The following is a 12694-nucleotide window of genomic DNA, read 5'->3' on the forward strand; positions in this document are numbered from 1 at the left end:
GGGGAGGATTGCCTCTGCTGAATGTTCAGCGGAGAGGACAGTCGCAAATCAGTATCCCATTGAAGCATTTGATCCTGCCCCGTCCGCAGCGATGAGCCTGCTGTCGGCAAGCATCTAGCGAACATCTTTCACTGTTCAGCAATCGCGAGCCAGGAGCACTTCACATGGTAACGTGGAAACCCGATCCGAGCTTTTATCCGTCACCGCGCATGGCCATGAAGGCTGCGCCGGAGACACTTGCCTATGTCGTTGCCTTCGATCCGACGCGAGCGGTTCCCGACGAGCTCGCGGTCGTCGATGTCGATCCCAATTCAGCCTCTTATGGTCAGATCGTCACCTCCGTCGCGATGCCTAATGTCGGTGACGAGTTGCATCATTTCGGCTGGAACGCCTGCTCGTCCTGCCTTTGCCCGAATGCGCCGCATCCGCATGCGGAGCGCCGCTACCTGGTCGTGCCGGGATTGAGGTCCTCACGCATCCACATCATCGACACCAAGCCCGATGGCCGCAAACCATCGATCGTCAAGGTCATCGAGCCCGGTGAAGTCGCCGAGCGAGCCGGATATTCCCGGCCACATACCATTCACTGCGGACCGGAAGGGATCTATGTCGCCGCTCTTGGCAATGCCGAGGGGAAGGGACCGGGCGGGGTGTTCCTCATGGATCACGAGACCTTCGAGGTGCGCGGCCAATGGGAAATGGATCGCGGACCGCAGCAGCTTTCCTATGATGTCTGGTGGCATCTTGGTCACGATACGCTCGTCACCAGCGAGTGGGGTACGCCGGATACATTCGAAAACGGCTTGATCCCGGAAGTCCTGCTCGGTGCAAAATATGGCCGCCGTCTGCATTTCTGGGATCTGCACAAGCGCAAGCATCTGCAGACGATCGATTTCGGCGACAAGTATCAGCTCGTATTCGAACTCAGACCCGCGCATGACCCGACCAAGGCCTATGGTTTCGTCAACTGCGTTCTCAGTCTTGAGGACCTCTCCTCCTCGATATGGGTCTGGCATCGCGACGGGGAGAAGTGGGCGGTGACGAAGGTGATCGACATTCCGGCGGAGCCGGCCGATCCGGAGCAGTTGCCGCCGATGCTCAAGGGCTTCGGTGCCGTGCCGCCGCTCGTTACCGACATCGATCTTTCGATGGATGACAGATTTCTCTACGTCTCCTGCTGGGGGACCGGCGATCTGCATCAGTATGATGTCTCCGATCCGTTCAAGCCGAAGCTGACGGGGAAGGTCAGGATCGGCGGCATCGTTTCGCGCGCGTCGCACCCGAAAGCGAAGAATGGCGCGCTGAATGGCGGCCCGCAAATGGTCGAGATCAGCCGCGATGGTCGCCGCGTCTATTTCACCAACTCGCTCTATGGCGCGATCGACGAGCAGTTCTATCCCGATGGCCTTTCCGGCTGGATGGTAAAGCTCGATGCGGGCGCGGACGGCGGCATTGCCTTCGACGAGAAATTCTTCGTCGAGTGGCCGAAATCGCATCGTCCGCACCAGGTCCGCTTGCAGGGTGGGGATTGCTCGTCGGATTCCTATTGCTATCCGTGAGCAAAGGTCAGCCGGACGAGGCGCCCCATGAACGAACTCTGGCCCTGGATGCTGCTGGCGGGATTGGGCGCCTTTCATGGCCTCAACCCCGCGATGGGATGGTTGTTTGCCGTGGCGCTTGGCGTTCATCGGCAGAGTTCCGCAGCCGTGGTCAAGGCGGTGCCCGCCATCGCCCTTGGCCACGCCGTATCCATCGCGCTTGTTGCCGGAGCGGTGGTCGCTGTCGGTCTTTTTGTGGATCAGGGCGCCGTACGCACGGTCACGGGGCTGGGTCTCATCGCATGGGCTATCTGGCATTATTTTTATGGACACCGGCACCGCGTTCGCATCGGCATGCGTACTGGGCTTGCGGGCCTCGTGCTCTGGTCGTTCCTGATGGCGACGGCCCACGGCGCGGGGCTCATGCTCCTGCCAGCCTTGATGCCGCTCTGCCTTGCGGGGTCGCCATTGCATGACATCGGCGGGGATGCGTCCGCGGCGATGACGATTGCGGCCGTCGGTGTCCACACCCTTGCGATGTTAGTGGTCACAAGCCTCGTTGCCCTCGCGGTCTATCGCTGGGTCGGGCTCGAAATATTGCGCAGCGCCTGGATCAATGTGGATCTCGTATGGACGCTGGTTCTGCTTGGCACCGGTACTGTGCTGTTGGTCGTCTAGAGGTTGTGGAGATCCATCCCCATGCTTGCAAAGCGCAGCGGTGCATGCAAGTTTCCGACAGTCATGGGGAGGAAATCATGCACACTGCCACGCTGCTTGCCTTTGCCACTGTCTCCTTCATCGGCATCGCGACGCCGGGGCCGACCGTGCTCCTGGCATTGACCAACGGCTCGCGCTACGGCGTGCGCCGCGCCCTGGCGGGCATGGTCGGCGCCGTGCTGTCGGATTTCGTGCTGATCGGCGCGGTTGCCATCGGGCTCGGCGCGTTGCTGGCAGCCTCGGAATTCTGGTTTTCGGTGCTGAAATGGGCGGGTGCCGCCTATCTTGCCTTTCTCGGCATCATGATGCTGCGCTCCAAGGGAACGATCGACGGCATGCTCAAGGCCAGTGCCGGGCAGGCGAAGGGGACGATGCTGTCGATTGGAATGAAGAGCTTCCTGGTCGCGGTGACCAATCCCAAGGGTTATCTGTTCTTCTCGGCCTTTTTGCCGCAGTTCATCGATCCTGCCGCACCGCAAATGCCGCAATATGCCATCCTCGCGGTGCTTTTCGCTTCGCTCGATTTCGCGATCATGTTCGGATACGCCGCTTTCGGCTCGCAAGCCGTGCGTTTCCTCAAGACGGAAGGTACGAAATGGCTGGAACGCGCCTGCGGTGGCACGCTCCTCGCCTTGGCCGGCTCGCTGGCGCTTTATCGTCGCGCGACGAATTGACGGTTAGTGGCGGTGCAGCGCCGTTTCGAAGAGGTCGGCATCGACATTGCCGCCGGAGGTGACCGCAATGACCGTGTCGCCGTCGATCTCCTTGCCATGAAAAAGGGCGGCCGCCAGCGCTACGGCGCCGCCCGGCTCGACGACGATCTTGAGGCGAGTGAAGGCGAGTGCCATGGCGTCCAGCGCTTCCTCGTCGGTCACGACAAGGCCGGGGCCGCAGAGGCGCTTCAGGATCGGAAAAGTAATATTGCCAGGCTGTGGAGTGATGATGGCGTCGCAGATCGAGCCCTGCAGAGCGGCGTTGCGTTCGATTTTGCCGGAGGCAAGAGAGCGGGTCGTGTCGTCAAAGTCCTTGGGTTCGCAGGGGCGGACCTTGAAGCCGGGCGCGCGGGCTTCCAGTGCCAGTGCAATGCCCGAGGTGAGGCCACCGCCGCCGCAGGGGACGAGCACGGTCGCGGCATCGATGCCCTCTTCGGCTGCCTGTTCGGCGATTTCCAGCCCGGTCGTTCCCTGGCCGGCGATCACCAGCGGCTCGTCGAAGGGCTTGATCAGGGTGAGGCCGCGCTCCTTGGAGAGCCGCGCACCGATCTCGTCGCGATCCTCCTTGATGCGATCGTAGAGTACGACCTCGGCGCCCAAGGCGCGGGTATTGGCGATCTTCAGTTTCGGTGCGTCCGTCGGCATGACGATGACGGCAGGGATGCCATGCAGTTGCGCGGCAAGCGCCACACCCTGGGCGTGATTGCCAGAGGAGAAGGCGATGACGCCCTTGGCACGCAGAGAGCGTTCCAGTCCGGAAACCGCCGACCAGCCGCCACGAAACTTGAAGGAACCGGTATGCTGCAGGCATTCCGCTTTCACAAATAGCCGCCGCCCGGCGATCTCATCCAGGAATGGGGAGGAGAGAAGGGGAGTGCGTCGCGCGCGACCGTCGAGGCGATCGCGAGCGGCTTCAATCATTGCAATATCGACCATGGAAGGAACACTCTTCTGCTGCGGAAAGGCCGTTGATCCATAAAACGCCGTGGTTCTCTTTAAAACAACGACTTTGTCCCGGTGACACTTCAACCGGCATCCGACAAAGAAAGGTGGCCGACATCGTAGATCTGGACGCTAGGCCCCAAAACGTCTTTTGGCAGATCGGCAAGCAGACGGAAACGCACCTGCGTCCAACCGGCCGGCTCGAAGGCGGCGACGGAAGCAAGCGCTTCGCCGCGCGCGACCTCGCCAGCGGCTGCATCGCTTTCGCGCTGACGAATCTCGGCAAGCGGTGCGTAGGGCTCCATCTGAACGATCTCGCGGATGGCGAACCGGGCGTCGCGAATATCTGGCGAAATTGCAGTGTGCCAGACGACCCAGGTCTTCACCTGCGGCCAGCCGAAACTTTCCGTCACCCCGGCAAAACCAGGACCGCAGATGAAATTGCTCAAGCCCTCATCCTTTTCCCAGACATAGAAGGGCGAATAGAGGTTCTCGCGACTTCCTGTCCTGGCATCGCTTTTCCGGGCCGTGAGATAGGCCTTGAACTTCAGACCGGGAAAATTGTCGAGCATAGGCCCCTTGTCGCGGATGCGGCGATCGATAATCGCCATGTCATAGTCGGCAGGCAGGGTGAAGCTGTATTGCATGGCAATCATGGTCAATCCTCCAGCCAGGTCACGGCGGCGCCGTTCTGTGCGGCCTGAATGCTGATATAGGCGAAGGTGCTGTCCGGCGTTGCGCCATGTCTGTGACGCTCGCCGGGTGCGAAGGTGATGCAGTCGCCGGCGCGCAGTTCCTCAGTCGGTTCGTCGTTACGTTGGGCAAGGCCGACACCCGACAGGACGTAGAGAATCTGGCCATGTGGATGGGTGTGCCAACGGGTCATGATGCCGGGTTCCAGCGTGCAGCGCATGGCAGTGAGCCCACCATCCTTGTTGTTTTCGACCAACATTTCGACCCAGAAGGGCGCATTGGCGATGCCCTCTGGCGAACGCTGCGTGGCGGTTCCGGCGCGATGGATCGGAAGTGGCTGTCGAATGCTTGTCTGGTTCATCGTCGTCAGGCCTGTTCGATCATCTGCGCGATGCCGTCTGCGAAGGACCAGTCCTCGCGCGTCGTCGTGATGATGTTGATCATGATATCTTCGGGCCGAATGCCCGGCGCATCCGCAAGCAGGGTGACGAGGCGGCGATAGAAGGCCTTCTTGACTTCGGTCGAGCGCGGTTTGCCGATGGTGATCTGGAAGAAAACGTAATTGTCCGAGCGCGGCCCGCCGAGATAGGTGCGGTCGAAGATCAGCTCGTTCGGCTCCAACTGATGGATTTCCTGAAAGCGATCCGTGGGCGGCACATCGAACGTTTCGACCATGGCGCGGTGGAAATTATCCGAGAGCGTCTGCAGATATTCCGGCGACTTGCCGCGGAGAAGGGAAATGCGGGTGAACGGCATGGGAAACTCCTGTCATCTGTCCACTTGACGGGGCCACAATGCCACGGGATAATCATTCGGAAAATCAGATAATATTGGATCGACAGTCCCAAAAATGTGAATAGTTGACCATGCGGAAAGTTATCTTCGATCTCGACGTTCTGCGCAGCTTCGTGACAGGCATGGAACTTGGCAGCTTCGCCAAGGCGGCGGATCGGCTCGGGCGTTCGACGTCTGCGATCAGCGCGCAGCTCAAGAAACTGGAGGAACAGGCGGGCATGCCGATCTTCCGCAAGGCTGGGCGTGGGCTGGCGCTGACGGAAGCCGGCGAAACCATGCTCGCCTATGCGCGGCGGTTACTGGATCTCAACGACGAGGCGGCGACTGCGCTTCAAGGCGCGGATCTGGAGGGATGGGTGCGGCTCGGCCTGCAGGAGGACTTCGGCGAGACGCTCTTGCCGGAGGTGCTCGGCCGCTTTGCGCGCGCGCATCCGAAGGTGCGGATCGAGGCGCGCGTGGTCCGCAATGCCGAGCTGATCGAGCGCGTGACCTCCGGCAAGCTCGATCTGGCGCTTGCCTGGAGCGACGGTTTTCGCACTGCCCATACCGATCGGATCGCGGAGGTTCCGATGTGCTGGGTCGGGCCGGCGCATGGTGCCACCCATTGGCGTGCCAATAGCGGCGAACCGCTGCCGCTCGCGTCATTGGAAGCGCCCTGCCTGCTGCGGTCGATCGCGACCAAGGTGCTGGACCATGCGGGCATCGGCTGGCGCATTTCCTTCGTCAGCCCCAGCCTTGGCGGGCTCTGGGCTGCGACGGCCGCTGGGTTGGGCCTGACGGTGCGTACGCCGTTGGGTTTGCCGGACAAAGTGCGGCTTATGGCGCTAGGCGAAGCCGGTCTCCCGCCGCTGCCGAAGCTCGATCTGGTCCTGCATCGCGCCGAAGCGGAAGCGAACCCGGCGACGGAGCGGCTGGCGTCGATCATGCTGCAAGCCGTGCGGCAAACGGTGGACGCGACGCCACAGGGGCGGGTGTTTGTCGATGCGCTGGATTACGAACTCGTGACCGCCTGAGCGGCGGCGGCTTCGCTCGGCAGCACGGTCTTCAGGCGGGCGAGGCGGGCTTCCGCCTCCTGAGCGAAAGCCTGGAGATCGCGTGACTGGCCGGCGAGGTGCTCCATCGCGGCGATGGCCACGTCGGTCGCGAGATAATCCGGCTTGTGGCCGAGATGGCGGATGGTGATGAGCTCGGCGCCCGCAATGTCGCGCGCAAGGCCTCGCGAATGCAGCTCTTCCATGACGATATCGTCACTATCGCCGGTGATGATGACGGTCGGCGCCGTGATCTCGCGGTAGCGTGGTGCTTGGGCGCAAACATAGGCGAGGAGATTGGCAACGTCGGCTGCGTTGTTGCGAAAGGCCCTTGGCCGCAACACCAGCTCCGGCGCGGTCTTCGCTATGTAATCGGCAGGCCGCTGATTGGGGCGGAAGACGCCGAGCGTACCGCTTTCGACACGGTGCAGGCCGAGCGGGATCACCAGCAGATGGGCAAAGAGCCAGCCGAAGACGGGAAAGGCGGCAAGCGTATAATACCAGTCGATTCCGCCCGGCCACGGGTGGGTCGCCGGTGCTAGGAAGAGCAGGCCAGCCGTCTTGTCGGGATGGCGCATGCCGAAGGCGGCGGCGATGGCGCCGCCGAAGGAATGGCCGACGATGATGGCGTTTTCGATGCCGCGTTTCTCCATCAATCTGGCGATCGCGTCGGCCTGGCCGGAGGGCAGGGCATTTTCCGGGCCGCCGCGCTCGGAATAGCCATGGCCGGGCCGATCAACGAAGAGCATTTCCGCCCGACCCGCGAGCGGGCCGGCAAAGGCCTCGAATTGGTCGCGCAGATTGCCGCTGGCGCCATGGATGAAGACCAGCGGTGGCAGATCGGCCGTGACCGGGCGCGGCAAGTGCAGGGCGTTCATGCGGAATTCGCCGATATCGGTCAGCTCGCCGATATTGGGATAGGCCTGCTCGATCGCGCGTGTCTTATACGCCGAGAAACCGGCTGCGGCGGCAAGAAGCAGGACAAGAGCACAAAATAGAACATCGATCATTGCAGTATGAAGTAGAGAATTGGACCACCAGCCTATCCGACGTTCATGACCTCTCGTCCGCCGTAGGCCTGCCCGTTGTTGTAAAACCCCAGACCATGCCGCTTACAGGTGGAATCACCAGCAAGCAGACAGATGCTCTAGGTGCGGCTGCCGGCGATTTTTTCAGAGAGGGTATTAAACTGGTCCTGGGCGGCGCGATTCGCTGGATAGATCTCAAGGAAGCGCTCCCAGGCCTTCAACGTCAGCTCGTCATTGCCGGTTTCGCTTAGGATCGCGGCCATGCCGGCAAGCGCGCCGAAGTGGCGCGGCTCTATCCGCAGCACCTGATTGATGTCTTCCATTGATTTGCGATAGTCGCCGATGGCGTAATTCAGCGTCGCGCGGCGATTCCAGCCCTCGACATAGTCCGGCTTCAGCGAGATCACCTGGTCAAGGAAATCCATGGCAGCGGCATTGCGCTTTTCCTGGATGGCCTTATCGGCCCACTGCATCAGGAGATTGATGGTGGCGCTGCCGGAATCGCTCCATTCCATGCGAATCTGGTCGGCGATGAGGCTCGCCTGGTCGGGATTGCGCTGGCGCTTCAACGCCGTGAAGAGATTATCGATCTGCTGCTTCGACGACAGGCTGCCGGACGCGGCGTTCGGATCTTTTTTCTCAACGATATTAGAATCATCCGCCATAGCGACATGCGGTGCGGCGGCGGTCAGAGCGAGGAGAATCGGCAAGGCCAGATATGACAAAGCAAAAATGCGCATGGCGGGCATAGTAGCCCGCCAATGTCGAAGATCAAAATAATTTTGATGTGATCATCTCAAGCGACCGCGAACGGTCCGCCTGGCCCAGGGCCAGGCGCCACGCACAATCAGCCCTGACGAGCCTTGTAGCGCGGGTTCAGCTTGTTGATGATGTAAATGCGGCCCTTGCGGCGGACCAGACGGTTGTCACGGTGACGCGCCTTGAGCGACTTGAGCGAATTCTTGATCTTCATTTTTCTGATCCGCGATGTTTGAGGGGGAATGTCACATTCGCCCGGTATCTTTAACAATCAAAAGCGCGCTCGGGGCGCGCTCTTTAGGGTGGGCAGCAAATACCCTGTCGCCTGGGCCCTGTCAACCATGTCAGGGGTTTTTTCCCAGGGCTGTTAGCGGCGAAGCTGCGTGACGTGGCCCATCTTGCGGCCGGGACGCGACTCCGTCTTGCCGTAGAGATGCACCAGCACGTCATCCTGGCTCAGCCAATCGGGAACCGAAAGGATATCGTCGCCGATCAGATTCTGCATCACGCAGTCGGAATGACGCGCCGGATTGCCGAGGGGCAGGCCGGCGACGGCGCGGATATGCTGCTCGAATTGCGAGACGACGCAGGCAGCTTCCGTCCAGTGGCCGGAATTGTGCACGCGCGGGGCCATTTCGTTGGCAATCAAGCTACCGTCGGCAAGCGCGAAGAACTCGATGCCGATGACGCCGACATAGCCGAGCGCGGTCAAAATCTTCTCCGCCGCCACGCGTGCCGCCCCCGCCGTCTCCGCGGAGATGCTGGCGGGAAGGGTGGAGGTGTGGAGAATGCCGTTGCGATGGATATTTTCCGCCGGATCGTAGCAGGCGACGCTGCCGTCCAGGCCGCGGGCGGCAATGATGGAAATCTCCCGCTCGAACGCCACGAAGCTTTCGAGAATCAGCGGCACGCTACCGAGCGCGGCATAGCCGCCTTCGGCGCTGTCGGCGGACGAGCGATAGACGCGCTGCCCCTTTCCGTCGTAGCCGAGACGGCGAGTCTTGAGCACGCCCTGGCCGCCGAAGTCGGCAAGCGCCGTTTCGAGATCGGCCTGGCTGTCGACGGCATGGAAGCGGGCGGTCGGAATGCCGCAATCGTTGATGAAGCGCTTTTCGGTCAGCCTGTCCTGCGCCATCTCCAGCGCCTTCGGCGGCGGGTAGACGGCAATATCCTTGGCAAGCCTTTCGGCGGCGGCGACCGGCACGTTTTCGAATTCATAGGTGACGACGTCGCAGCGCTTCGCCAGTTCGGCAAGCGCAATGGGATCGTCATAGGCGGCCACGATCTGGTCGTCCGCCACCTGCACGGCCGGGCAATCGGCTTGCGGCTCCAGGATGATCGTGCGGAAGTTCAAACGAGCCGCCGCCATGGCCAGCATGCGGCCGAGCTGGCCGCCGCCGATGATGCCGATCGTTTTCTCGGTCATAGGTCGTCCATCGGATACTCAGCAACGGCAGCGCTCTGCCGGGCGCGCCATTCGTCCAGCCGCTCGGCGATATCCTCGTCGCCAAGCGCCAGGACGGCGGCGGCGAGAAGGGCGGCATTGATCGCGCCGGCCTTGCCGATCGCCAATGTGCCGACGGGAATGCCTGCAGGCATCTGCACGATGGAAAGAAGACTGTCCTGGCCGGACAAGGCGCGGGACTGCACCGGTACACCAAAGACCGGCAGCGGCGTCATCGAGGCGGCCATGCCCGGAAGATGGGCGGCGCCACCGGCACCCGCGATGATGACTTTAAAGCCCTCGTCGCGTGCGCCCTTGGCGAAGCTCACCAGCCGGTCCGGCGTGCGATGTGCGGAGATGATGCGCGCGTCATAGGTGATTTCCAGCGCTTCCAACGTGTCAGCGGCGTTCTTCATGGTTTCCCAGTCGGACTGGCTACCCATGATGATGGCGACGGGCGGTCTTTCTGTCATCATCGTCGCGTCTGCTCCTCAGGCGATAATGTCGGGAATGATCTGGTCTTCCAGCTTGGTGAGCTTGTCCTTGATGACGAGCTTCTTCTTTTTCATGCGCTGGATGCGGAGCGCGTCGCAGCCCGTCTGGATCATGGCGTCGATTGCGGCGTCGTAATCCTCATGTTCCTGACGCAACCGCGCCACGATCAGCCTGATTTCCGCCTGTTCCTGATCGGCCATTCCTATTTCCCCAATGCCCTGCGGACTCGTGCTCGTTCCGCTTTGTGAATTCCGCAAGCTCCTATCACCAAATGACGGTAACGGGAAGTTATCCTTCATCACGAATTTGCCGCTCATAAGCCACGTTTTGGCCTTCGACAAGGGTCCAATATTATGGCACAGTAGTAGGGTTGACACCTAGAGCTTTGGCGATGGATGGCCAAGGTTCGTAAGAGGAAGGAAGGGTCATATGACTGTTCAAGCTCATCTTGAATCGCTCGAAAAGAAACATGTCGCTCTCGAGGAGGAGCTACATTCTGCACTGACATCTCCCTCTATCAATGATACCGAAATAGCCGACATCAAGCGCAGAAAGCTGCGCCTCAAAGACGAAATCCAACGTCTGCGATCGTCAGTTCACTGACACAACGTCTTCCTGAGGACAGAAAGCCGCCGATCGTGGCAAGGAAGACAGGCGGGCCAAGAGGCCCTGAAACAATTCCTTTGTAATAGACGGTGACTACTCCAGTCGATATGGATGCGCCAACTTCAAAACGTGAGGAGTGGGAGTTGGCGCAACTTTCCTGACAAAGATCGGGAAATTGCTGCAGAGCGCGCGCAAGAGAGCCAGTCTCAGGCCCAGAACTGATCCAGCCACAAATTGAGCTTATCGAAACCGCGGCTGTTGACCGCGTAGATGCGTTTCGTGCCTTCGGTGGTGACGGAAACGAGATTGCTGTCGAGCAACGCCTTGAGATGCTGCGATACGGCAGGGCGGCTGATCGGCAGGCCCTGCGCCAGTTCGTTGACCGTTTTCGGTGCGCGGCGGAGCTCCTCCAGCAGGTGGCGCCGGTTCGGATCCGCGATGGCTGCGAAGGGGTCCATGATCGACATGGCGAGAAGCTACGTCAAACGCCAAAGAGCGGCAAGTCAATTGTGCGCCGCATGATGAATCATGTTGGTCGCGCCCTACTTTTGCTGTTGCGGAAGCAAAAGATTGGAAAAGTCGGGCATGTTCTCGTCGGATTTCTTCTTCCAGTAGGCCGCCTGCTGTGGGTCCTTGGGGACTCCTTGGCCCTGTTCGTACAGCATACTCAGCCAAAATGCGGAGAAAGGTTCGCCCTGTTCCGCGGCTTTGCGAAATAATTCGGCCGCCTTGGAATAATCCTGATGTACGCCGCGGCCTGCGAGATACATCTCTCCCAATGCGAATTGTCCCTTAGCAATGCCCTGTTCGGCTAGCTTTTGAAACCAGAAGGCTGCCTGAGTGTCGTCCTGCTTAACGCCTCGTCCGTAAGCGTAGAGAGTGCCGACCATGCCTTGAGCCGCCACGTCCCCTTTCAGCGCTCTTTCATGATAAAGCTTGAAGGCGGTGGCATAATCCGACTTCTGATAGGCTATGAAGGCTTCATCTGGATCGGCCAGGGCGACCGTGCGAACCGCGCAAAGCGCTAAGCTCAATATTAATGCGAATATTATGCGCACTAGTTTCATATGATTTATCATGAATCCCAACCAGTCGGCGATCAGTCCCCTAGCTTTATTTTGGTACTGCGGCAAATATCAACTTGAGTCTTCAGTTGTCGGGCGGGCAATGCGCAGATCAGCGTCTGTTTCCCCTTGTCAGCAAGTTCTAACGGATTTACTCACAAGCATCGAATGGGTGCGCCATCCCTGATAAATGAACGCAAATATGGAAGCTTGCATGACCGTGCCCGAAGATCGCTGCCGCCTTGTTCTCATCGTTCCCGATATCGCCGATATAGAGGAGCAGGCGAAGGCGGTGGCTGACGCGTTGCGAGGCGGGGATGTGGCGTCGGTCATCATTCCGCAATATGGGCTCGACGACAGCACCTTTCAGAAGCATGCGGAAAAGCTGGTGCCGATGGTGCAGGCGGCGGGTGCTGCGGCGTTGATTGCCGGAGATAGCCGTGTCGCGGGCCGCGCCAAGGCCGACGGGCTGCACATTACCGGCAATCTTGCCGAATTCACCGAGGCGGTCGAGAAATTCGTGCCGAAGCTGATCGTCGGCGGTGGCAGCGCCACGGACAGGCACAATGCGCTGGAGATCGGCGAACTGCGTCCCGACTATATCTTCTTCGGCAAGCTCGACGGCGACATCAAGCCGGAGGCGCATCCGAAAAACGTCGCACTCGGCGAATGGTGGGCCTCGATGATCGAGATTCCCTGCATCGTCATGGGTGGCACCGATCCAAAATCGGCGCTGGAGGTGGCTTTGTCGGGCGCCGAATTCGTGGCGCTGCGCACGGCCGTTTTTGCCGACCCTTCGGCGGCGCCGTCCATCGTTGCGGAAGTGAATGCGCTTCTCGACGAAAAAGCGCCACGGTTTGAAGATTGAT

General features: G+C 60.6%; 18 protein-coding genes. 6 read left to right on the forward strand and 12 right to left on the reverse strand.

Going from position 1 to position 12694, the window contains the following annotated elements; genetic code table 11:
* Nucleotides 1-164: 164 nt before the first annotated feature.
* The 3 genes from PH547_RS04675 to PH547_RS04685 all read left to right on the forward strand — a co-directional run bounded on the left by PH547_RS04675 (nt 165) and on the right by PH547_RS04685 (nt 2929).
* Entirely contained in the window at nt 165-1559 is a 1395-nt protein-coding gene (locus PH547_RS04675) for a selenium-binding family protein (protein ID WP_104824222.1), read from the forward strand.
* A gap of 27 nt (nt 1560-1586) precedes the next feature.
* Nucleotides 1587-2216 carry a hypothetical protein gene (locus PH547_RS04680; protein ID WP_285167642.1) on the forward strand — a complete coding sequence of 210 codons (630 nt, stop codon included), beginning with the start codon at nt 1587-1589 and terminating at the stop codon, nt 2214-2216.
* Nucleotides 2217-2293: 77 nt separating this feature from the next.
* Nucleotides 2294-2929 (forward strand): LysE family translocator, encoded by a 636-nt coding sequence (locus PH547_RS04685; protein ID WP_285167643.1) that lies wholly within the window; start codon nt 2294-2296, stop codon nt 2927-2929.
* Between the two features lie 3 nt (nt 2930-2932).
* Here the strand turns inward: PH547_RS04685 and PH547_RS04690 are convergent, their stop codons facing one another.
* The 4 genes from PH547_RS04690 to PH547_RS04705 all read right to left on the reverse strand — a co-directional run bounded on the left by PH547_RS04690 (nt 2933) and on the right by PH547_RS04705 (nt 5359).
* Nucleotides 2933-3904 (reverse strand): threonine ammonia-lyase, encoded by a 972-nt coding sequence (locus tag PH547_RS04690; RefSeq protein ID WP_285167645.1) that lies wholly within the window; start codon nt 3902-3904, stop codon nt 2933-2935.
* 89 nt (nt 3905-3993) lie between these two features.
* Nucleotides 3994-4566 carry a DUF4865 family protein gene (locus PH547_RS04695; protein ID WP_285167646.1) on the reverse strand — a complete coding sequence of 191 codons (573 nt, stop codon included), beginning with the start codon at nt 4564-4566 and terminating at the stop codon, nt 3994-3996.
* A 2-nt stretch (nt 4567-4568) separates the two neighbouring features.
* The gene (locus tag PH547_RS04700; protein ID WP_285167648.1) at nt 4569-4964 is read right to left on the reverse strand and encodes a cupin domain-containing protein; all 396 of its coding nucleotides are present in this window, start codon (nt 4962-4964) and stop codon (nt 4569-4571) included.
* 5 nt (nt 4965-4969) lie between these two features.
* Entirely contained in the window at nt 4970-5359 is a 390-nt protein-coding gene (locus tag PH547_RS04705) for a tautomerase family protein (protein ID WP_104824217.1), read from the reverse strand.
* A gap of 110 nt (nt 5360-5469) precedes the next feature.
* Between PH547_RS04705 and PH547_RS04710 the strand changes: the two genes are divergently transcribed.
* Nucleotides 5470-6411: a LysR substrate-binding domain-containing protein gene (locus PH547_RS04710; RefSeq protein ID WP_285167651.1), complete on the forward strand. Its 942-nt coding sequence runs from the start codon at nt 5470-5472 to the stop codon at nt 6409-6411.
* Here PH547_RS04710 and PH547_RS04715 read toward each other — a convergent pair.
* The 6 genes from PH547_RS04715 to PH547_RS04740 form a co-directional block, all read right to left on the reverse strand.
* Nucleotides 6390-7439, reverse strand: coding sequence for an alpha/beta fold hydrolase (locus PH547_RS04715; protein ID WP_285167652.1), 1050 nt, complete (start codon nt 7437-7439; stop codon nt 6390-6392). The genes PH547_RS04710 and PH547_RS04715 overlap by 22 nt on opposite strands.
* A 137-nt stretch (nt 7440-7576) precedes the next feature.
* Complete coding sequence (locus tag PH547_RS04720) at nt 7577-8206, reverse strand: tetratricopeptide repeat protein (protein ID WP_104824214.1); 630 nt, start codon at nt 8204-8206, stop codon at nt 7577-7579.
* Between the two features lie 98 nt (nt 8207-8304).
* Nucleotides 8305-8430, reverse strand: a complete 126-nt coding sequence (gene ykgO / locus PH547_RS04725) for a type B 50S ribosomal protein L36 (protein ID WP_003582204.1) — start codon at nt 8428-8430, stop codon at nt 8305-8307.
* Nucleotides 8431-8583: 153 nt separating this feature from the next.
* On the reverse strand, nt 8584-9642 hold the full coding sequence (locus PH547_RS04730) for a 5-(carboxyamino)imidazole ribonucleotide synthase (RefSeq protein WP_104824213.1): 1059 nt from the start codon (nt 9640-9642) through the stop codon (nt 8584-8586).
* On the reverse strand, nt 9639-10133 hold the full coding sequence (gene purE, locus PH547_RS04735; RefSeq protein WP_028752912.1) for a 5-(carboxyamino)imidazole ribonucleotide mutase: 495 nt from the start codon (nt 10131-10133) through the stop codon (nt 9639-9641). The genes PH547_RS04730 and purE overlap by 4 nt, the downstream gene beginning before the upstream one ends.
* Before the next feature lie 18 nt (nt 10134-10151).
* Nucleotides 10152-10355 (reverse strand): YdcH family protein, encoded by a 204-nt coding sequence (locus PH547_RS04740; protein WP_028752913.1) that lies wholly within the window; start codon nt 10353-10355, stop codon nt 10152-10154.
* A gap of 229 nt (nt 10356-10584) precedes the next feature.
* Between PH547_RS04740 and PH547_RS04745 the strand changes: the two genes are divergently transcribed.
* Nucleotides 10585-10758: a YdcH family protein gene (locus PH547_RS04745; RefSeq protein ID WP_081670329.1), complete on the forward strand. Its 174-nt coding sequence runs from the start codon at nt 10585-10587 to the stop codon at nt 10756-10758.
* A gap of 209 nt (nt 10759-10967) precedes the next feature.
* Here the strand turns inward: PH547_RS04745 and PH547_RS04750 are convergent, their stop codons facing one another.
* Together PH547_RS04750 and PH547_RS04755 are read right to left on the reverse strand one after the other, a co-directional pair.
* On the reverse strand, nt 10968-11228 hold the full coding sequence (locus tag PH547_RS04750; RefSeq protein ID WP_104824212.1) for an ArsR/SmtB family transcription factor: 261 nt from the start codon (nt 11226-11228) through the stop codon (nt 10968-10970).
* Nucleotides 11229-11303: 75 nt separating this feature from the next.
* Complete coding sequence (locus PH547_RS04755; RefSeq protein ID WP_158704492.1) at nt 11304-11828, reverse strand: tetratricopeptide repeat protein; 525 nt, start codon at nt 11826-11828, stop codon at nt 11304-11306.
* Nucleotides 11829-12039: 211 nt separating this feature from the next.
* On the opposite strand from PH547_RS04755, the gene PH547_RS04760 reads away from it, so the two are divergent.
* Nucleotides 12040-12693, forward strand: a complete 654-nt coding sequence (locus PH547_RS04760) for a thiamine phosphate synthase (RefSeq protein ID WP_260303134.1) — start codon at nt 12040-12042, stop codon at nt 12691-12693.
* The last annotated feature ends 1 nt before the right edge of the window (nt 12694 follow it).

This window comes from Rhizobium cerradonense (assembly GCF_030182455.1).
Taxonomy (GTDB): Bacteria; Pseudomonadota; Alphaproteobacteria; order Rhizobiales; family Rhizobiaceae; genus Rhizobium.